At 68.9% G+C, this 18,973-nt stretch carries 16 protein-coding genes; 6 read left to right on the top strand and 10 right to left on the bottom strand.

Annotated features, from left to right (window positions below; all coding sequences use genetic code 11):
- Positions 1-559 precede the first annotated feature (559 nt).
- Positions 560-3,205, top strand: a complete 2,646-nt coding sequence (locus PLE19_21645) for an AMP-binding protein (GenBank protein ID HPD17550.1) — start codon at positions 560-562, stop codon at positions 3,203-3,205.
- A gap of 103 nt (positions 3,206-3,308) precedes the next feature.
- Positions 3,309-3,665: a hypothetical protein gene (locus tag PLE19_21640; GenBank protein HPD17549.1), complete on the top strand. Its 357-nt coding sequence runs from the start codon at positions 3,309-3,311 to the stop codon at positions 3,663-3,665.
- Between the two features lie 14 nt (positions 3,666-3,679).
- Here the strand turns inward: PLE19_21640 and PLE19_21635 are convergent, their stop codons facing one another.
- From PLE19_21635 to PLE19_21620, 4 genes are all read right to left on the bottom strand, one after another.
- A complete protein-coding gene (locus PLE19_21635) occupies positions 3,680-4,429 on the bottom strand; it encodes a DUF1080 domain-containing protein (protein HPD17548.1) in 750 nt (249 codons plus the stop codon).
- 73 nt (positions 4,430-4,502) lie between these two features.
- Positions 4,503-5,636: a uroporphyrinogen decarboxylase family protein gene (locus PLE19_21630; protein ID HPD17547.1), complete on the bottom strand. Its 1,134-nt coding sequence runs from the start codon at positions 5,634-5,636 to the stop codon at positions 4,503-4,505.
- 10 nt (positions 5,637-5,646) lie between these two features.
- A complete protein-coding gene (locus PLE19_21625; protein HPD17546.1) occupies positions 5,647-6,042 on the bottom strand; it encodes a PIN domain-containing protein in 396 nt (131 codons plus the stop codon).
- On the bottom strand, positions 6,039-6,245 hold the full coding sequence (locus tag PLE19_21620; protein HPD17545.1) for a type II toxin-antitoxin system VapB family antitoxin: 207 nt from the start codon (positions 6,243-6,245) through the stop codon (positions 6,039-6,041). The genes PLE19_21625 and PLE19_21620 overlap by 4 nt, the downstream gene beginning before the upstream one ends.
- A 171-nt stretch (positions 6,246-6,416) precedes the next feature.
- Between PLE19_21620 and PLE19_21615 the strand changes: the two genes are divergently transcribed.
- The 3 genes from PLE19_21615 to PLE19_21605 all read left to right on the top strand — a co-directional run bounded on the left by PLE19_21615 (position 6,417) and on the right by PLE19_21605 (position 9,886).
- Positions 6,417-7,166 (top strand): SGNH/GDSL hydrolase family protein, encoded by a 750-nt coding sequence (locus PLE19_21615; GenBank protein HPD17544.1) that lies wholly within the window; start codon positions 6,417-6,419, stop codon positions 7,164-7,166.
- Between the two features lie 10 nt (positions 7,167-7,176).
- The gene (locus PLE19_21610) at positions 7,177-9,087 is read left to right on the top strand and encodes a hypothetical protein (GenBank protein ID HPD17543.1); all 1,911 of its coding nucleotides are present in this window, start codon (positions 7,177-7,179) and stop codon (positions 9,085-9,087) included.
- 127 nt (positions 9,088-9,214) lie between these two features.
- A complete protein-coding gene (locus PLE19_21605; protein HPD17542.1) occupies positions 9,215-9,886 on the top strand; it encodes a LamG domain-containing protein in 672 nt (223 codons plus the stop codon).
- On the opposite strand, the gene PLE19_21600 is transcribed toward PLE19_21605, so the two are convergent.
- The 6 genes from PLE19_21600 to PLE19_21575 form a co-directional block, all read right to left on the bottom strand.
- Positions 9,876-10,466, bottom strand: a complete 591-nt coding sequence (locus PLE19_21600; protein ID HPD17541.1) for a hypothetical protein — start codon at positions 10,464-10,466, stop codon at positions 9,876-9,878. The genes PLE19_21605 and PLE19_21600 overlap by 11 nt on opposite strands.
- 2 nt (positions 10,467-10,468) lie before the next feature.
- Positions 10,469-11,050 (bottom strand): type II secretion system protein, encoded by a 582-nt coding sequence (locus PLE19_21595; GenBank protein ID HPD17540.1) that lies wholly within the window; start codon positions 11,048-11,050, stop codon positions 10,469-10,471.
- Between the two features lie 5 nt (positions 11,051-11,055).
- Positions 11,056-11,805 carry an LEA type 2 family protein gene (locus PLE19_21590; protein ID HPD17539.1) on the bottom strand — a complete coding sequence of 250 codons (750 nt, stop codon included), beginning with the start codon at positions 11,803-11,805 and terminating at the stop codon, positions 11,056-11,058.
- Between the two features lie 347 nt (positions 11,806-12,152).
- Entirely contained in the window at positions 12,153-12,815 is a 663-nt protein-coding gene (locus PLE19_21585) for a lysophospholipid acyltransferase family protein (GenBank protein HPD17538.1), read from the bottom strand.
- A 68-nt stretch (positions 12,816-12,883) separates the two neighbouring features.
- Positions 12,884-15,481 (bottom strand): DNA translocase FtsK, encoded by a 2,598-nt coding sequence (locus PLE19_21580; GenBank protein ID HPD17537.1) that lies wholly within the window; start codon positions 15,479-15,481, stop codon positions 12,884-12,886.
- A 92-nt stretch (positions 15,482-15,573) separates the two neighbouring features.
- Complete coding sequence (locus tag PLE19_21575) at positions 15,574-16,344, bottom strand: undecaprenyl-diphosphate phosphatase (GenBank protein ID HPD17536.1); 771 nt, start codon at positions 16,342-16,344, stop codon at positions 15,574-15,576.
- An 833-nt stretch (positions 16,345-17,177) separates the two neighbouring features.
- Here PLE19_21575 and PLE19_21570 point away from each other — a divergent pair.
- Entirely contained in the window at positions 17,178-18,695 is a 1,518-nt protein-coding gene (locus tag PLE19_21570; GenBank protein ID HPD17535.1) for a carboxypeptidase M32, read from the top strand.
- Positions 18,696-18,973 lie beyond the last annotated feature (278 nt).

Below are 18,973 nucleotides of genomic sequence, written 5' to 3'. Positions count from 1 at the left end.
CACCTCTGCCGCCCCCAAGAGATGAGCAAGTATGGCGCTTTGGCGATCTGAGCCGTTCTATGGCCTTTCCGCCCATACTTGCTCAATCTCCTCCCCCTCTCGTTTGAGCAAGTATGGCGCCGCTCCTCGTCCCCACGCTCTGCGGGGGAAGGCGCCTCCCAACCGGTGTCCTCATTCCTTGCCCCTACGCTCCGCGTGGGGACGCACCTCTTGGCCGCCCCTCACTCCTCGTCCCTACGCTCCGCGTGGGGACGCACCTCCTGGCCGCTTCGCGGCCGCTTCTCTCCCGGTTGGAGACCCCCGTGCCCAATCCGAACCTCCCGCGGGTTCGAAACCCGCGGGAGGTTGAGGTTGGACGCAGGAGCGTCCGGATACTCGCCCCCACGCGGAGCATAGGGGCGAGAAGGTGACTCCTCAGCGCTCCTCAACTCCCCCACAACGCAGCTGCCTCCGCTGGAAGCAGGCCTGGTTGCTTTGCGCCCCACGGCAGTGTATGTTGAAGCGTGTGGCCCCGCGCCAGAACGCGAGGCAGGCGCGCCCGGCCCACATGGAGTCTCGAATGGTCCAGTTCATCCTCCGATGCCTGGCCAGGTTCTTGCTCTGGCTCCGCTACAGGGTCGAGGTGCGGGGCCTTCGCGAGGTCGGCGAGCGCGGCACGCGGGGCATCGCTTTTCTCCCCAACCACCCCGCACTCATAGACCCCATCCTGCTCATGACCGTGCTGCACAAGCGCTTCCGTCCCCGAGCATTGGCGGACCAGGACCAGGTGGACCGCTTTTTCATCCGCTGGGTGGCCCGGCGGGTGGGTGTTCTGACCGTGCCATCGGTGGCGAAGCACGGTCCGGGCATGCGGGCGGCCGTGGAGCAGGCGCTCGGCGAAGCCATCGCGGCCCTCCGCCGCGGCGAGAACCTCCTGCTCTATCCGGCCGGCCACGCGCAGCGCACGTGGCGCGAGGACCTGCGGGGGAACAGCGGGGTCGAGAGGCTTCTGCGCGAGGCGCCCGAGGCGCGCCTCGTGCTCGTCCGCACCACGGGGCTCTGGGGCAGCAGCTTCTCGTGGGCGAGCGGCCACGCCCCCTCGGTGCGCGACGCCGTGCGGCGCGGGGCCGTGTCGCTGCTCCTGAGCGGCCTCTTCTTCGCCCCGCGCCGCAGGGTCACCATCGAGCTGGCCGAGCCGGCCGACCTTCCGCGCGGCGCGCCCCGCGAGGCCCTCAACGCCTACCTCGAGACCTTCTACAATGCCACGGCGAAGCACAACACCTATGTGCCGTACACACCCTGGAGCCGCGGCGGGGTCCGGGAACTGCCCGAGCCCGAGCCGCCGCCCTCCGTGGCCGGGCCCCTGGCCGTGCCGGCCTCGACGCGCGCCGCGGTGATGGCCGCGCTCGCGCGGCTCGCCGGCCGCGATAGCGCGAGCGAGGAACAGCACCTGGCCGCCGACCTGGGCCTCGACAGCCTCGCGCGGGCCGACATCCTGGCCTGGCTCGAGGCCGAGTTTGGTCTGCCCCAGGGCGATGCCGATGCGCTGGCGACGGTGCGCGATGTGCTCCTCGCGGCCTGCGGCCAGGCCGCGTCGTCCGAAATGGTGGAACTCAGGCCCATCCGGGCCGCGTGGTTCCGCCGGCTCCCACACGACCCTCCGCCGCGCGTCCCACGGTCGCAGACGATCACCGGCGCCTTCCTCGAACAGGCTCGTGCGACGCCCGGGCGCGCGATCGTTGCCGACCAGACCTCGGGGGTCAAGACCTATCGCGACATCGCCCTGGCGGTGCTGCTCCTGCGCTCCGACCTCCAGTCATTGCCCGGCGACCGCCTGGGCATCATGATGCCTGCCTCTGTCGCCGCCACCGTGGCCTATCTCGCCACGCTGTTCGCGGGCAAGACCCCCGTGATGGTGAACTGGACGCTCGGCCCGCGCAACCTCGCGCAGGCGCTTGACCTGGCGGGCGTCCGCACGATCCTCACCCTGACGCCGCTCGTCCAGCGCCTCGAGGCCGCGGGCCACGACTTCGCGTCGGTGCGGGGCCGCTTCGTCTTCCTCGACGAGATCGCGCGGCGCGCGGGGCGGGGACGCAAGCTCTGGGCGCTGCTGAAGAGCCGCCTCCCGTGGGCATCGCTCGACGCGGTGAAGCCATCGGACACGGCCGCCATCCTCTTCACAAGCGGCTCCGAGGCCCTGCCGAAGGCCGTCCCCCTGTCCCACCAGAACGTCCTCAGGAACCTGGCGAGCGTCCTCCAGATCGTGCCTCTCACGCAGAACGACAAGCTCATGGGCTTCCTGCCGCCGTTCCACGCGTTCGGCATCACGGTGACAATGCTGGCTCCGCTTTGCTACGGCCTGCCAACCGTGTATCACCCCAACCCCACCGAGGGCGCGGCGCTGGCCCGCGTGATCGGGGCGTACGGGGCCACGGTGCTCATCGGCACGCCCACCTTCCTCAACGGCATCCTGCGCGCGGCCACGCGCGCGAGCCTGGCCTCGGTGCGCCTGGCCGTCACCGGGGCGGAGAAATGCCCTGACCAGGTCTACGACGCCTTCGCGGCGCTATGCCCCAATGCCGTGCTGCTGGAGGGCTACGGCGTCACCGAGTGCTCGCCCATCGTCACCGTGACCGACCCCGCCTCGCCGCGGCGCGGCGCGATCGGCCGCCTGCTCCCTGCGTTCGAGCGCCTGCTGACACACCCGGAGACCGGCGATGTCCTCTCCCCACCGGCCACCGGCCTGCTGCTCGTGCGAGGGCCGTGCGTCTTCAACGGCTATCTGAACTACGACGGCCCCTCGCCGTTCGTGGAGGCGCAGGGCAGGACGTGGTATCGCACAGGCGACATCGTGAGCGAGGATGCGGCGGGCGTCTTCACCTTCTGCGGCAGGCTCAAACGCTTCGTCAAGCGCGGGGGCGAGATGATCTCGCTGCCCGCCATCGAGGCCGTCATCGCGGAGCGTTGCGTGCCGCAGGGCGACCAGGGGCCGCTCATCGCCGTCGAGGCCACGCCCCACGAGACCAATCCCGAACTCGTCCTCTTCACCGCGGTGGACGCAGACAGGGAGGCCGTGAATGCCGCGCTCCGCGCCGCGGGCCTCTCGGCGCTCCACACGATTCGCCGAGTCATCCGAGTGCCGCAGATCCCCCTCCTGGGCACGGGCAAGACCGACTACCGCGCGCTTAAGGCCCTCCTGGCCAGCGAAAGCGCCGCCGCGCGCTGACGCCGCCGAATACCCATCGCCCCAATACGTCTAACATGATAGAGGGTTGCCCGCGAGCCGAGTTCGCGGTACCCTCGTGTTAGGGGACGAAAGGAGGTCCACGATGACCTCTGCGAAGCGGAACATCATCACACTCGCGATTGCTGCCGCGGGGCTGCTGTCGCTCGGCTGCGTTCCATACTATGACGGGTACTACGGTTACGCCTACACCTACAACTACGGCTACTACGGCCCGTCAAGCCGCTACACGGTCGTCTACCCCAGGTGGCGTAAGGACGCTGACTGGGGGAAGTGGGACCGTGGTTACGACAAGGGCCGCCGAGACGCCTGGTGTGACAGCGGCAGTTGGAGCAACCGGCGCTCGTGGGGCACCGGCGGCGGCTGGAGCGGCTCGCGTGGCGGAGTTGGCTCCTTCAGCCGCGGCGGCGGAGGGGGCGGCGGCCGCTGGTCGCGGCGGTAGAGCCTGCACCGGCTCTACTTGCCCGCGGCCTCCGCGGCAATGGGCCGCACCCTCAGGTTGCGATAGGCCACCGGCCCGTGGTCGCCCTGGAACATCAGCGGCCCGGTGGGCCTCTCGTCGTTGAACGCGGCGGCACGAGTCGGGCCGGTCACCTCGACGTTCTCGTGGACCACCTGGCCGTTGTGCACGACCTTCACGAACCTGGCGTTGGCAGTCTTCTTGCCGTCGGCGTCGAACCGCGGCGCCAGGAACACCATGTCGAACGACTGCCACTCGCCCGGCGCCTTGCTGGCGTTCACGCGCGGCGAGTGTCCCTCGAAGCCCTGGGGCTTTCGCCGGTCGTCCCACCGCTCGTAGATGCCGCCGCACTCGATGCCCGGGTAGGGCGCCTTCTCGACGCCGAAGCTGTCGAACACCTGTATCTCATAGCGGCCCATGAAGTAGACGCCCGAGTTCGAGCCCTTCGGGATCATGAACTCGATGTGCGCTTCGATGTCGCCGAACTGGGCCTCGGTGAACAGATTGCCCGTGCGCCCCTTGGCCCCGTTCACCAGGATGCCCTTGCCCGGCTTCGTGGCGATGGCCTTCTCGTTCGCGGGGTCTTTCACGGCCTCGCCCACCTGGAGCCACTCCCCCGTCGGCTTCTTCCACCCCGCCATTCCCTCGCCCTGGATCAACTCCTCCCACTCGCCCGCCTCGCGGCCGCAGGCCAAGCCGGCGAGCACACCGAGAACACCGAATCCAACAGCGAGGTTCAGCCTCATCTCTCGTCCTCCTTTGGCGGGTTCGGCAAACAAGAACTCTGGTTCCCCTTCGCTCGAGTCGCGCGATTCGCGATCAATCTTTCTTCCCAATCAGCTTCTTCTTCTCTTCGCGGTAGAACATGTAGTTGGGCAGGGAGATGTCGGGGGGCACGAGGTGGTCGAGGTGCGGGATGAAGCCGCCCTCGGCGAGGAGCGGGGCGATGCGGTCGAGCTCGCGGCGGATGGCGTCCCTGCCCTTCGCCACGGCCACCTTGTCCACGCCGCCCTGAAGGCGCACGCGACCGCCGAACTCGCGGCGCAGGCGGAACATGTCGGTGCCGGCGGCGACCTCGCAGGGGAACATGATGTTCACACCCGTGCGTATCCAGCTCGCCACGAGGTCGTGGATGTTGCCATCGCAGTCCACGTGCGAGAGCATGCAGCCGTGCTGGCGGGCCTCGTCCATCACCGCCTGGTAGCAGGGGGTGAAGAACTCGTCGAAGGTCTTGGGGCTGACGAGCGGGCCGTGGTTGTAGGCCATGTCCTCCCACCAGCCCATCTGGTGGAGCGGCACGTCGGGCGGCACCTGGCGGAGCGAGACGAGGATGAGCTCGGCCCAGTGGTCGGCCATTTCGTGGACCAGCGTCGGGTCGTCGTAAATGAGGTAGGAGAGGTTTTCGGTGCCCACCCAGTTGCGGAGCGCGCCGTAGAAGCCGCAGGCCCCCGCGCCTACGGTCCAGCCCGCGGCCGCGGCCTGGCGGGCTTTGGCGATCGCCTCGTCGGAGACCTTGCGGGCGGGGTCGTCCAGGCGATAGCGCTCCTTCATCGCCTCCCAGCTCTTGCGGTCCTTGACGGGGAACTCGAGGAACTGGGGAATGGAGGACTCCTGGACCCCGCCCTTCCATCGCCGGGCGATGACGCCCGAGGTGTCCTGCACGATCTGCGTCAGGTCATCCTCTTCCAGCACCTTGTGCTCGAAGGCGGGGTTCATGCCGAGGTGGATGGGGATGCCGGCCCCGCCCTCATCGCGGTCCACGCCGATGAACTCGTTGAAGCGCGGGTGGAACATGTTCTCGCCGATCTCGGCCGCCCAGTCCTTGGGGAACCCGTCGGGCACCCAGGCGCGCACGGTCTGGGGCCAGCAGCCGAACTCCACATCGGGCACGCGATCGGTCGGCAGGTACATGAAGGTGCGGTAGCCGCGGTTCCTGGGCACGGGGTTAGCCATGCGCGCTTCCTCACGGGGTGATGAGACGGAGCTGGGATACGCTTGCGATGGACGCGAAGTCCCTGTCGGACTGGAGAACTGGGACGTCGTGTGCGATGGCGCAGGCGGCGATGACGCAGTCCACCGCGTTGCGGATGGGCTTGCCTCTCTTGCGTGCGGCGCGGTAGATGGCCGCGGCCGCCTCATGCGCCTCGCGGGAAGTCTCGAGGTAGACGAGTTCGCGCATCGCCTGTTGCACCGTGGCGAGTTCCGTGTCGGAGCGAACCCCCTGGAGCACCTCGGTGAGCACGGGGCCGCAGACGCAGAGGTCCGCGTCGTCCAGGATGGCATGCTCAAGCCACCCTGCCTCCGGTGTCGCCGCGTCGCGGAAGTAGTCCACCCACACGCTCGTGTCCACCAGCGTCACGGCTGGACTCTCCCGCGACGCATTTCATCCAGGTTGCCCTCCCAATGGATGCGCCCCTTGAGCTTGAGCAGGCCGCGCTGGCGTCGGTGCCTGACCAACTCGCGGAGGGCATGGTCAACAACCTGGCGAGTCGTGCGGATCCCCGTCAGGCTCTTGGCTGTGCCGACGAGTTCGTCGTCCAGAACGACGTTTGTCCGCTTCATCTCTCGGCCTCCTTTCTGCATACACATTCTACCCGCAGGAGTGTGTATTGTCAACGCCCACCGCGCGTTGACAGCTCGGCACCCAGGGAGTATGATTGGCAACCCACTGGGAGCGGCCCGCAGGGCTTCGCGGGGTCTGGTGGAGCCCAGAGGCAATTCAGGAGTTCCGGCATGGTGCGGCGGTGGTTTCTGTGGGCGGCGGCATGGGCTCTTCCGATGGGCGTTCTGGCCGCAGAGGGCGCCGCGCCGCCCGCGCTGGCCAAGGGCGACCGCATTGTGTTCCTGGGCGACTCGATCACCCAGGGCGGCGGCGGGCCGAAGGGCTACATCACCCTCGTGAAGAACACCCTCGACCAGGAGTGCAAGGACCTGGGCATCGAGGTCATCAACGCCGGCATCAGCGGCCACAAGGTGCCGAACCTCCAGGCCCGGCTCGACAAGGACGTGCTGGCGAAGAAGCCCACCGTCGTGGTCATCTACATCGGCATCAACGACGTGTGGCACTGGCGCAAGAACGCCCAGGGCGAGACGGCCGGCGGCACCACCAAGGAGAAGTTCGAGGAGGGGCTCAAGGACCTCATCGCCCGCATCCGGGCCGCCGGCGCCCGCGTGATCCTGTGCACGCCCAGCGTGATCGGCGAGAAGCCCGACGGCTCGAACGAGCGCGACAAGATGCTCGACGAGTATTCCGACATCAGCCGCAAGGTGGCCGCCGACACCGGCGTGCAGCTCAACGACCTGCGCAAGGCCTTCCTCGCCTATCTCAAGGAGCACAATGCCGAAGGCAAGCCCAAGGGCGTGCTCACCGGCGACGGCGTGCATCTGAACCCCGCGGGCAACAAGTTCGTCGCCGCCCAGATGCTCCAGGCCCTCGGCATCAAGGCCGAGCCAGTGGAGACGAAGGAGGCCCCCAAGCCGTAGAGGAGACGCCGTGCGAACGCAAGCAATCCTGGCCCTGCCGCTGGCCCTGGCCGGCTGCATGGCGGCGGCACCCGTCGAGATGCGGCCCTACGTGGATCCCACGCAACTCGACGTGCCGTGGCCCAAGCACAGCCACGTGAAGCAGCCGTGGCGAGGCTTCCTGGAGACGAAGCCGGCGGCCGAACTCCTGGACGGTATCGGCATGTGCCTCCACTTCCCCGGCGGCAGCATGGAGGCCCAGCTCGGCCTGCTCGCCAAGGCCGGCATTCGCTGCATCCGCTGGGAACAGCCGTTCGGCACCTACGACCCCGACGCCAAAGCCATCGCCAAGGGCTCGCAGGAGCGCTACCGCGAGATGCTGCGCCTGTGCAAGAAGCTGGGCATCGTGCCGCTCATCCTCCTCAACGCCCACCATGGCTATCCGTGCAAGATGAAGTCGTGGGACCGCCGCCTCGCCGCCGACGCGCCGAAGGGCTCCACCGAGCTGCTCCTCGACTCGGTGGAGGGCTTCCGCCCCGTCTACTCGGGCACGAACGGCCTCACCGACTACTGGGCCGGCGAGGTGCTCTTTACGGAGATTGACGCCGAGCGCAAGGCGGTGAAGCTCTCGAAGCCGCTGCCCAAGGACCTCAAGAAGGGCGACAAGCTGAATTGCGTGGACCTCTACTACCTGCCCTTCCACCCCGTGGGCACACCGGAGTTCGAGCACACAGCCGGCGGCTGGGTGGACTACGCCCGCTCGGTGTGCGAGGTGGCCAAGGAGGAAGGCATCCCCATCGAACTCGAAATCTGGAACGAGCTGAGCTTTGGCTCGCACTTTGCCGGCGGGGGCGGCATCAACGACTACTGGCCAGGCCGGGCGAAGTTCACCAAGGACTTCCTCCGGCCCGGCGGCCACGCCTGGGAGGTCTCGCGCCGCACCCTCGAGATGGCGAAGAAGGAGTTCCCCGGCACCCGCGTGATCTGGGGCTGGTCGAACACCACCTTCTTCCACTGCCCCATCAAGGAGTTGCCGCCCGGAATGGACGGGCAGTCCTACCACCCCTACGGCACCGGCTGGCGCGAGCTGCCCGAGCGCGAGCAGGACCCGAAGAACCCCGCACGGTGCCTGGAGGGCGGCAGCCCGACGTATCGCCAGTGCTTCGCCGAGGGCTGGGCGCACACCTTCATCCAGTGCGAATCCCTCATGCACCACCTGCGGCCCGACAAGCGCCTCACGGTCAAGCCCGAGGGCGTGGAGCGCTTCCACCACTACATCACCGAGCACGGCATCGTGCCGGCCGAAGCGGGCGTGAAGGGCGACGCCGCATCGTTGCGCCTCAAGGAGAAGTTCCTCCTCCGCGCCGTGCTCTTCTGGCTCAACAAGGGCCTGAGCCGCATGACGCTTTTCGTCTCTGGCCCGGACAAGAATGAGGAGGGAATGGGCTTCCACCTGGCCAAGGTGAGGGAACTCAAAGCCCTGCCGCCCGACGGCGAGGTGGACCAGTGGCTCTCCCCCGCCCTGCTCTCGCTGCGGCGGGCCGTGAAGGTGTTCGCCGGCGCCGTGCCTGTCCCCAAGCCGCGGCCCTTCGATGTCAGCTATGCCAGGCTCGGCTCCGATCGCGCCGTCTTCGAGATGCCCGAGGGCAAGCCGACGCTCCGCCTCAGCGACCTTTTCGCCGTCCTGCCGTTCCAGGTCAACGGCACGAAGTTCGTCCTTGCGCTCTACGAGATGACACCGAGCTACAACATCGAGGACATGAAGGACACGCCCTACCGCATCACCCTTCGGCCCGTAAAGGCCGCCGCGTGCCGGGTCGCCTACTACGACCCGTTGGCCGACAAGGCACTGCCGGTGAAGGTGGTGGAGCGCGGCGAGGACGCCCTGACCATCGAACTGCCCGTCATTGACACGCCGAGGTTGCTCAGCCTTGAGGAATAGGACCGATAGGACGGATAGGACCGATAGGACCCGCCTGCGCGGCGTCGTTCTGGTCCTATCAGTCCTCTCCGTCCTATCGGTCCCATCTCCCGCACGGGCTGGCGAGCCCGACCTCAAGCAGGGCCTGGTGGCCCACTACACCTTCGACAAGGACGCCACGGACTCCAGCGGGAACGAGCACCACGCGGCGGCCAAGGGGGCCAGGCCCATCGCGGAGGGGAAGCTCGGCGGGGCATTCGCTTTCAACGGCACGAGCGACCACGTGGCCGTGCCGGCCAAGGCGACCACGGGCCTCACCTGGTTCACACTGGCGCTCTGGTTCCGCACCACGCAGGTGGCGGCCAGTCCCCGCACGCGCTTCTGGTCCAACCCCACGCTGATCGGAGCCTCCACGGGCGGCTGGGGGTCGAACGACCTCGCGCTGATGCTCGAGAACGGTTGCCTGGCCTATTTCCACGGCCTTCAGGCGGAGGGCACCGATACAACGTGGTGGTCATCGCAGCGCGTGGCCGACGACAAGTGGCACCACGTGGCGCTGGTGTGCGAGGGCCAGCGCGTGCGGCTCTACCTCGACGGCAAGCTGGCGCGGGGCGATGTCGTCCGCTACTCGGAGAACGGCCAGGAGGCGCTGGGGGAACAGGCGCAGACGGCGGCCGGCAACGCGCTGGGGCCTGCGGCCCTGTTCATCGGCGCCAACAACGAGGGGGGAGCCAACTACGGCTTCAAAGGGCTGATTGACGACGTACGCATCTGGAGGCGCGCCCTCTCGGCCGACGAGGTGGCGGAGCTCAGTCCTTGAAGCCCGCCTCCTCCATCATCTTGCGCATCTCGCGCATCGCCCGCACCATCTCGGCCCGCTGCGTGGGCGTGGTGCCTGAGAGCCACTGTGCGACCCGCTCCTTCGTCATCTCGTGGCGTTCGCCCTTGCCCTTGCCCTTGAACGACTCGCCGCGCTCGCGCATCTGCTGGATCATCGCCTTGCGCGCCGGCGCCGGCAGGGCCTTGAGCATCGCCACCATGCCCACGGCCATCTTCGCCATCATGCGGGCGCGCTGCTCCTCCGAGACCAGTTCGGCCAGCTTCTGGCGCTCCTCGGGCGCGAGCGATTCGAACCGGGCCTTGAGCTTCTCATCGCTCAGCGCCCGCTCCACGAGCTTCTGCAACTCGTGAGGCGGCAGGCGCTCGGCCTTCGCGGCCACATCCTTCATCCAGACCGCCAGCTCCTCCTCCGACATGTCGGCGGGGTCCGACTTCATCACGGCGTCGAGCACCTGGTCGGCGGTGGTGGGCGGAGGGCCGGGCCAGAAGTGCCAGGCCAGAACGCCCCCGGCGCCGAGGAGGCAGGCCAGGCATGCGGCGAGGACGAGGGGCTTTCGCATGGTCAAAGGCTCTCGACGTGGTTGTCGAAGAACAGCCCGTTGATGCCCACGCGCGTACCGCTCCTGCCGTGGAACGGCTCGTAGTCGCGCAGGATGGGGATCATCTCGATCTTGAGGAAGGGGTGGCCGAGGCCGCGGCCCGCCTTCCGGTGGTTGAGGAGCTCGGCCCACTCGTAGCTGGAGCCCTCGCCCTCGAAGTACGTGCCGTGGCCGTAGGCGGGGTCCAGCGGCCGGTCGTCCAGACACTCGAAGATCTCGCTGCCGGCATAGCGGGCCAGCAGGTCGCAGATGCGCGGAAGGCCGTTGGGCGGCTCGGTGGACGGCATGCAACTGGCGCACGGGTACCACTGCTCGTGGTCGTCCACGTAGAGGTTGATGGCCTTGCCAAGCTGATCGAGGCTGTTCACGCAACGGATCCTGCGCGCATTGCTCCGCATCCTCGCCGTCACCGGCAGCAGGATGGCCGAGAGCAGCGCAATCACGGAGATGACGACCAGAAGTTCCACGAGCGTGAAGCCCCGGCCACGGGAGGCGGGTGGCTTGGCATGCCCGGCTCGGGACGGCACCCCATGCTCGGCCAACATGGGCATCACTCCTGCTTCGCTCGGTCCAGCTTCACGGTGCCATAGGGCGTCTTGATCGTTCCCGTGGGCGAGAGGGTGGGCCTGCCCAGTTCGCCGCCCCGCATCAGCTTGAGAGCAGCGCCTGCCACGGCCACTTCGGCCGTGAGGCTCACCTGCCCGCTCCCGCCCGGGCTGATCGTGCCGGCGGTGGAGGCGTGGAGGCCGCCCAGTTCCACCTCGCCCGCCTTGAAGGTGTAGCCGACGCCCTGGAGGTCCACCTCGAACACGTTGGGGTTGGTCACAGTGGCCTCGATGGCCAGCACGGCCTTCCGCAGCGAGGCCTCGGCAACTCGGAATCGCACGTCGGCGATGCGCGGCAGCCGGAGCACGGGGAACCTGCCTTCCTTCGACACCGGCACCCCGAACTCATGCCCCAGCACCGAGCACGCCACGGCCCCTCGCAACGTGTAGGCGACCTCTTGGGCCGATCTCAGGGTGTGGTATGTGTTCCACAGGCTGGAGTAGGACAGCCGGACCGGCGCGCTCACGCGGCCCAGCTCGCGGGAGGGGAGCGAGAGGTTGACGGGCGCATCGGCCGTCACGAACTCGCGCCCCTCGATGTCCACCGCGCACTTCACCAGCGACAGCCGAAGGGGGAACCAGTAGGGGTTGCGTACCTTGAGGTCAAAGCGCACGGTCACCCCATCCCAGTCAATGCTCTCGAAGTGCGGCTGCACTTCCTCCACCTTGGGCTTTCCGAAGAGGCTGAGGGCCATTCCGCACCCCGAGGGCGCCAGCGCCAGGAGGACACACAAGCCGTAACGGGCCACCCGCCGCATCGCGTCCCGCCATGTCAGCCGTTTTTCTCCCCGATCTCAGGCAGCCATTCTACCGCCGGAGCGCGGGAAGATGCAAGGGAATCCGGCGCGTCGGGTGCGGGCCGGAATCGTAGGTGGTTTCTGATGCGAGAATTCCCGGAACAGGGGAAGGCCCGCTGCGAACGTAGCCGCGGGCGTCCCGCTTGCGGCTCTCTTCATCCGCTCGACAAGCGGGACGCTTGTCGCCACGGGAATCCGCACCGGAAGCCACCTACAGAAATGGCCCACACCCCGGCGGCGCCGGCTCACAGGGCGCGTGCCCGCTCGGCGCACAGGCGAAGCGCGGCCGTGACCTGCCGGGCCAGCTCCTGGCGGTCTTGCCCTGCGGGGCGAATGAGCTCCCCGAGGTACAGCCCCAGGCGGGCGCGGCGCAGACGGAACGTGTCCGGCGCCAGCAGGCGCTCCGTGCCCGCGATGCCGACGGGGAGGATGGGCACGCGGGCACGTTGCGCCAGCAGCGCGAGGCCGGGCTGAGCGTCGTGAACCAGGCCGTCGCGGCTGATGCCGCCCTCGGGGAAGATGCCGACCGCCCCACCCGCCGCAAGGATGCCGCCGGCGGCGCGGAGGGCCTCCTTGTTCAGCCCCTGGCGTTTGACCACGAGCACGCCCCAGAATGCCACGAGCCCGTGGAGGACTGGGGCGTAGTAGAACTTGTCGGTCATCAGGTAGGTGAGAAAGCGGGGGACGTAGGTCTGGAGGATGACGGGATCGGCGAAGCTGAGGTGGTTGGCCGCCACGACGAGCCCGCCGCGCAGCGGCACGCGCTCCTCGCCCGCCACGCGCGCGCCGCAGACGCACTGAAGGACGACCCGCAGCGCGGTGCGCACGTTATAGAGGATGGCGATGCGCGCGAGGCGCCGCAGGGGGCCGGGGTCGCGTTGCGGCTCATCGGGTGGTGTGGTTGCCAAGGGGCCATCCCGCGGGGGAAGGAACGGGGCGCCGGCAACGCAGCCCACGGGGATTCCCGGACAGGCTCCTAGTCGTCCGCGTCGTCGTCCTCGGCTGCGGCGTCGAGCCGCTCGTAGTGTTCGTCGGCGGTCGCGGGCGCCGGGCGGCTCGGGCTCTTGCCGCGCTTGCTCTCCCATTCCTCGAGGGTCATGACCACCTCGCGGGCCTTCGAGCCCTTGTAGTCGCCCACGATGCCGTCGGCGGCCATCATGTCCACCAGGCGCGCGGCGCGGGTGTAGCCGATCTCGAGCTTGCGCTGGAGCAGGGACACGGAGCCGCGCCCGCTGGCGAGCACGATGCGGCAGGCGTCCTCATAGAGGTCGTCGCCGCTGTAGCCGTCGGGGTTCGAGCCGCCGTCGCTGCCGCCATCGTCGCCGGCCGGGCAGCCGTCGAGGTTCAGCGTGAAGTCGGGCTTGCCCTGGCGCTTGACGAAGTCCACGATGCGGTGGAGTTCCTCGTCGCTCATGAAGGTGCCCTGGGCGCGGATGAGGTTCGAGGAGCCGGGCGGGAGGTAGAGGAAGTCGCCCGAGCCGAGCAGCTTCTCGGCCCCGTTGCGGTCGAGGATCGTGCGCGAGTCCACCTTGGAGGTGACCTGGAACGAGATGCGGGTGGGGAGGTTGCTCTTGATGAGGCCGGTAATGACGTCCACCGAGGGGCGCTGGGTGGCGAGGATGATGTGGAGGCCCACGGCGCGCGACTTCTGGGCGAGGCGGGTGATGGAGGTTTCGATGGTCTTCGAGGCCAGCATCATCATGTCGGCCAGCTCGTCCACGATGATGATGATGTAGGGCAGGTGGAAGGGCACGCGGTCGTAGTCCACGTCCTCGCCGAGGCGGTTCCGGATTTCCTGCTCGCCGAGGCGGTTGTAGGCGCTGATGGAGCGCACGCCCACGGCGGCCAGGATGTCGTAGCGCTCGTCCATCTTGCGGGTGGCCCAGTCGAGGATCCAGGTCGCCCGCTTCATGTCGGTCACCACCGGCGTCAGCAGGTGGGGGATTTCGGTGAACGAGGTCAGCTCGACCATCTTGGGGTCAATCAGGATCAGCCGCACGTCGTCGGGGTGCTGGGTGAGGAGGATGCTGGCGACGATGGAGTTGATGCACACGCTCTTGCCGGAGTTGGTGGCGCCGGCGATGAGCAGGTGCGGCATCTTGGTCAGGCAGCTCACGATCGGCTTGCCCGAGGCGTCCTTGCCCAGGAAGAGGGGGATCACGTAGTCGCGCTTGCGGTGGGCGTCGCTCTCGAGGAGTTCGCGCATGCGCACCAGTTCCTTGTCCACGTTGGGCAGTTCGACGCCGACGGTGGACTTGCCTGGGATCGGGGCGACGATGCGCACGGCAGGCGCCTTGCACGCGATGGCCAGGTCGTCGGAGAGCGAGGTGACCTTGGTGAGCTTGGTGCCGGCCTCCAGCGACAGCTCGTAGCGGGTGACCACGGGGCCCTGGTCAATGTCCACCACCCGCGCCCCGACACCGAACTCCTTGAGGGTGCGTTCGAGGATTTCGATCTGCTGCTGGATGTGCTGGCCGCGCATGCTCCTGTCCACGCTGCGGACCTCGTCGAGCAGGCTGACGGGGGGCAGGAGGTAGTTCTGGATGACGCGCTCGGGCCGCCTCGCGCTGCGCGGGGCATCGTCGGCCTCCTCCCCCTCGTCGGCGTCGGCCGAATCGGGCTCATCGGCGTCCTCTGCGGGCGCCGCGGGGGCGGCCGCCTGGGGCCGGGCAGAAGGGGCCTCCTCTGCGGCGTTCTCGGGCTCGCCCTCGGAGACCGCCTCGGTCGGCACCTCGGCCTCGGTGTCGAGGGCCACGCCCTCGTGGGTGCCGGTGGCATCGGCCTCTGCGGCGCTCGCTCCGACCTGCACAATCTTGTCGAGGTAGCCCACGGTGACCGGCCGGCCGGTGTCCACGGGCTCGTCGGGCGCGCGCGCGGGCTCGGGCGCCTCTTCTTCGATCTCGACGAGAGCGCGGGGCTCGGGTTCGGCCTTGGCCGCGGCGGGCTCGGACGAGGCCTCTTCCGCGGCGCTCTCGCCCGCGGCAGGGGTGCTCCGGGCGGAACGGGCGCGCGGCTTGCGCCGCCTCAGGAGCGGCAGCAGGCGCTCGCGGCTCACCTCGCCCACCCACGAGATGGGCGCCGCCATCAGATCGTCCACCGAGAGCATCAGCAGGGCCATCATCGTCAGGGCCGCGCCGAGGAGCCACTGGCCCGTGTGGCCGAAGTACTCGAGCACCAGGCCGTTGAGGGCCACGCCCACGGAGCCGCCGTGGCCGGGCATCGCGCCGGTGGCCTGCCCCCCGGCGGCCGCGAACGTGCACGCGCAGACCATCAGGAGCACCGCCCCGAGCGCGCGCACGGCGAGTTGTTCGAGCCCCTTGCCCAGCAGGTTCAGCACCGCCCAGGCGCCCAGGAGCACGATGAGGACGTACGAGCACGTGCCCAGCCCCTGGAGCAGGAAGTCGGCCAGCCGCGCGCCCAACAGCCCGCAGCCATTCTGCGGCGGCGACGTGGGCGGCAAGCTGTAGGCCGGCAGGTCCGTCGTCCTGAACGTCACCAGGCTCACGGCCGCGAACGCGCAAAGTCCCAGAACTACGAGGGAAACAACCACGCGCGCAACCAGAAACCGTTTCATGGCTACCCTCGGAGCGAGGTTCGGCTTGGTACGGGGAGATCAGCGGCGCGCCTCGGGGCGCGCATCACGGGGAGAGAGCGAACGTCGGTATTCTACCACACGCCGGTAAGCTTTGCAAGCAATACTGCCGCGCCGACGCAATAACAGTATATCGCGAACACTGACAAGCACTTGCGTTGCACGATGAAGGAGAGCGCGGCCAGCGAGCCGAGGCTCGTGAGCACGGAGGCGGCGAATCCCGCCAGCATGGGCGCGAGCGAGACCTGCCCCAGGTCGGCGATCTCCCGGAGCTTGAGCACCGTGGCGCCCGCGATCGCGATGGCCCCCAGCAGGAAGGCGAAGGCCACCGCCGCGCCCCGCTCGAGGCCGCTGGCCAGGCCGGCGCTCACGGTCATCCCCGAGCGCGACACGCCGGGGGCCAGGCCGATCGCCTGCGCGATCCCCACCCAGAAGCCGATCTCGACCCCCACGGCGTCGAGGGGCCGGTGGTTGGTCGCCAGCCGCTCGCCCACCCACAGCACCGTGCCGCTCAGGAGCAGGCCGATGCCCACCCCCACGGGGTTCTCGAAGAGCCACTCGATGCGCCCCTTGAGGCCGAGCCCGAGCACGGCGGCCGGCAGGGTGCCCACGATCAGCGCCGGCACCAGGTGGCGCCGCACCGTGAGCAGCGAGAGAATCTCGCGGCGGAAGAACGCCAGGATCGCCACAAGCGACCCCGCGTGCAGGAAGACCTCCATCGCCACCGGCGCCCCTTCGATCCTGAACAAAGCGCGCGCCAGCACCAGATGCCCGGAACTCGACACCGGCAGGAACTCGGTGAGGCCTTGCAGCGCTCCGAGTCCGATTCCCTCAAGGATTGTCACGCAGGGGGTTCCTCGGGAAGGGGATGACCGGCCGCGGGGATGCCTGAATTATAGCACGGAGCCTGCGCAGGTCAAGCCGCAAGTCGAGGAATGGAGTGGGCGGGAATGGCAGGTGGCTACGGGAGCTCCGAAGGAGCGAGAGGAAGCGCGCCTTCTGAGGACACTGCCCTCCCGAACGCATTGGAACGTTCGGGAGAGGGGCTCTCATGCTTGCCCCTGCGCTTCTTCATTCTCGCCCCTACGCTCTGCCACCTTCTCTTTCTCGCCCCTACGCTCCGCGTGGGGGCGATGATGCGGACGCTCCCGCGTCCAACCCCGACCTCCCGCGGGTTCGCAACCCGCGGGAGGTTCCCACTCCGGCGCGCGCCGAAGAGAAGAGGCCGCGGAGCGGCCAAGAGGCCCGTCCCCACGCGGAGCGTAGGGACGAGGAAAGAAGTTGGAAATCATGCTCGCCCCTACGCTCCGCGTGGGGGCGATGATGCGGACGCTCCCGCGTCCAACCCCGACCTCCCGCGGGTTCGCAACCCGCGGGAGGTTCCCACTCCGGCGCGCGCCGAAGAGAAGAGGCCGCGGAGCGGCCAAGAGGCCCGTCCCCACGCGGAGCGTAGGGACGAGAGAAACGTTCGGGAGGGATAGGGGGGCTCGCGGGTCGGTTCCAGGCGCAGTCTGTGCCCCTGGCGAAGGCCAGAGTCCACATCGCAACCGCTTCCGAGCCATGTCGGCCTTGATCGCAAAGGGCGATGCCGCTATGCTCGGCTCGGCCGACGAGGCCCGCGTCGGCCCAACCCCCCTGGCGGGCGGCGCTGCCCGCGCCTGGTTTCGAGGAGCCTTCGATGCCCGATTCGCCCCGACAGGCCTACGAGGAACTCATCCGCCGCGTGCGCGAGACCGCGCTGCTCGGCTCGTGCGCCGGCGTGCTGCACTGGGACCGCGAAACCTACATGCCGCGCAAGGGCGCCGAACACCGCGCCAGCCAGCTCGCGCTGCTGGCGGGCATGACCCACGCGCAGTTCACCGACCCGCGCATCGGCGAGCTGATCGCCGCCGCCGAAGGCAGCGACGTGGTGGCCGACCCTCTCTCCGATGCGGCGGTGAACGTGCGCGAGCTGCGCCGCAGCTACGACCGCGCGACCCGGCTGCCCCGCGACCTCGTCGAGGAACTCGCCCGGGTGACCTCGCTCGCCCACGGCGAATGGGTGGAGGCGCGGAAGAGGAGCGACTTCGCCCGCTTCCGCCCCTGGCTCGAGCGGGTCGTGGCCCTGAAGGTCCGCGAGGCCGACTGCTACGGCCACAGCGGCAACCGCTACGACGCGCTGCTGGAGGACTACGAGCCGGGCGCCACGACGGCCTGGATCGCCGGCGTGCTCGGGCCGCTGCGCGACGAGCTGGTGAAGCTGCTCGACGCCATCCAGGGCGCGAGCCGCCGGCCCGACGCGGCGCTCCTCGCCCGCTCCTATCCCCTGCCCCAGCAGGAGATGTTCGGGCGGGTGGCCGCGGCAGCGATCGGCTTCGACTTCGAGGCGGGCCGCCTCGACACGGTGGCCCACCCCTTCTGCTCGGGCCTCGGGCCGGGCGACACGCGCCTCACCACCCGCTACAACGAGCACGACTTCGGCGACGCCTTCTTCAGCATCCTCCACGAGGCGGGCCACGGCCTCTACGACCAGGGCCTGCCCGCCGAGCACTGGGGCACGCCGCGCGGCGAGTGCGTGTCCCTGGGCATCCACGAATCGCAGTCGCGGATGTGGGAGAACCTCGTGGCCCGCAGCCACGCCTTCTGGCGCCACTTCTTCCCCATCGCCCGCCAGTTCTTCCCCGCCGCCCTCGGCGACGTGAGCCTCGACGCCTTCCACTTCGCCATCAACGCCGTGCGGCCGTCGTTCATCCGCGTGGACGCCGATGAGGTGACGTACAACCTGCACATCGTGCTGCGCTTCGAGCTGGAGCAGGCGCTCCTGGGCGGCGACCTGCCTGTGGCGGACCTCCCGGGCGCCTGGAACGAGCGCTTCACCCGCCTCCTCGGCCTCACGCCGCCCGACGACGCCCAGGGCTGCCTCCAGGACACCCATTGGAGCGGCGGCGGCATCGGCTACTTCCCCACCTATACCCTGGGCAACCTCGCCGCCGCGCAACTCTTCGCCGCCGCCAGCCGGGCGATACCCGACCTCAGGGACCAGTTCGCCCGAGGGCACTTCGCGGACCTGTTGGGGTGGCTGAGGACGAACATCCACCAACAGGGCATGCGCCACCGCGCCCCCAGGCTGATCGAGGTCGTCACAGGGCGGCCCCTGAGCCACGAGCCGCTGATGGCGCACCTGTGGGGCAAGTTCGGCGCGCTCTACGGGCTGTGATGCCCCGAAGCCCCTCGAGCAGCCACAAGCAACTTTTCGAGCAGTTGCGCGAGAAATCTTGCGTCGAGCCAGACCGACTGAACTGTCTTCAAGACAACAGCATGCACACGGCACGGCCGCCATAGGCCCCGGAGCCACTGGCGAACCACTGGCGGCTATGCGTACCTGTACCAGCATCGAACCTCCCGCGGGTTCGAAACCCGCGGGAGGTTGAGGCTCGACACCAGAATGGTGCGGCAGGCCCTCCAAAGGTGGCTCGACGGGCTCGCCATGACAGG

Source organism: Planctomycetota bacterium (assembly GCA_035384565.1).
Lineage (GTDB): Bacteria > Planctomycetota > PUPC01 > DSUN01 > DSUN01 > DAOOIT01.
Note: the sequence above shows the minus strand (reverse complement) of the source record. Positions and strands in the feature narration are given on the sequence as shown.

What these genes read in the sequence shown, in the direction of transcription:
- PLE19_21620 (HPD17545.1), bottom strand. Translation starts at nt 6,245, where the DNA reads ATGAAGCGGACAAACGTCGTTCTGGACGACGAACTCGTCGGCACAGCC.
- PLE19_21590 (HPD17539.1), bottom strand. Translation starts at nt 11,805, where the DNA reads ATGGCCCTCAGCCTCTTCGGAAAGCCCAAGGTGGAGGAAGTGCAGCCG.
- PLE19_21570 (HPD17535.1), top strand. Translation starts at nt 17,178, where the DNA reads ATGCCCGATTCGCCCCGACAGGCCTACGAGGAACTCATCCGCCGCGTG.
- PLE19_21630 (HPD17547.1), bottom strand. Translation starts at nt 5,636, where the DNA reads ATGGCTAACCCCGTGCCCAGGAACCGCGGCTACCGCACCTTCATGTAC.
- PLE19_21640 (HPD17549.1), top strand. Translation starts at nt 3,309, where the DNA reads ATGACCTCTGCGAAGCGGAACATCATCACACTCGCGATTGCTGCCGCG.
- PLE19_21580 (HPD17537.1), bottom strand. Translation starts at nt 15,481, where the DNA reads ATGAAACGGTTTCTGGTTGCGCGCGTGGTTGTTTCCCTCGTAGTTCTG.
- PLE19_21645 (HPD17550.1), top strand. Translation starts at nt 560, where the DNA reads ATGGTCCAGTTCATCCTCCGATGCCTGGCCAGGTTCTTGCTCTGGCTC.
- PLE19_21600 (HPD17541.1), bottom strand. Translation starts at nt 10,466, where the DNA reads ATGCGAAAGCCCCTCGTCCTCGCCGCATGCCTGGCCTGCCTCCTCGGC.
- PLE19_21615 (HPD17544.1), top strand. Translation starts at nt 6,417, where the DNA reads ATGGTGCGGCGGTGGTTTCTGTGGGCGGCGGCATGGGCTCTTCCGATG.
- PLE19_21635 (HPD17548.1), bottom strand. Translation starts at nt 4,429, where the DNA reads ATGAGGCTGAACCTCGCTGTTGGATTCGGTGTTCTCGGTGTGCTCGCC.
- PLE19_21595 (HPD17540.1), bottom strand. Translation starts at nt 11,050, where the DNA reads ATGTTGGCCGAGCATGGGGTGCCGTCCCGAGCCGGGCATGCCAAGCCA.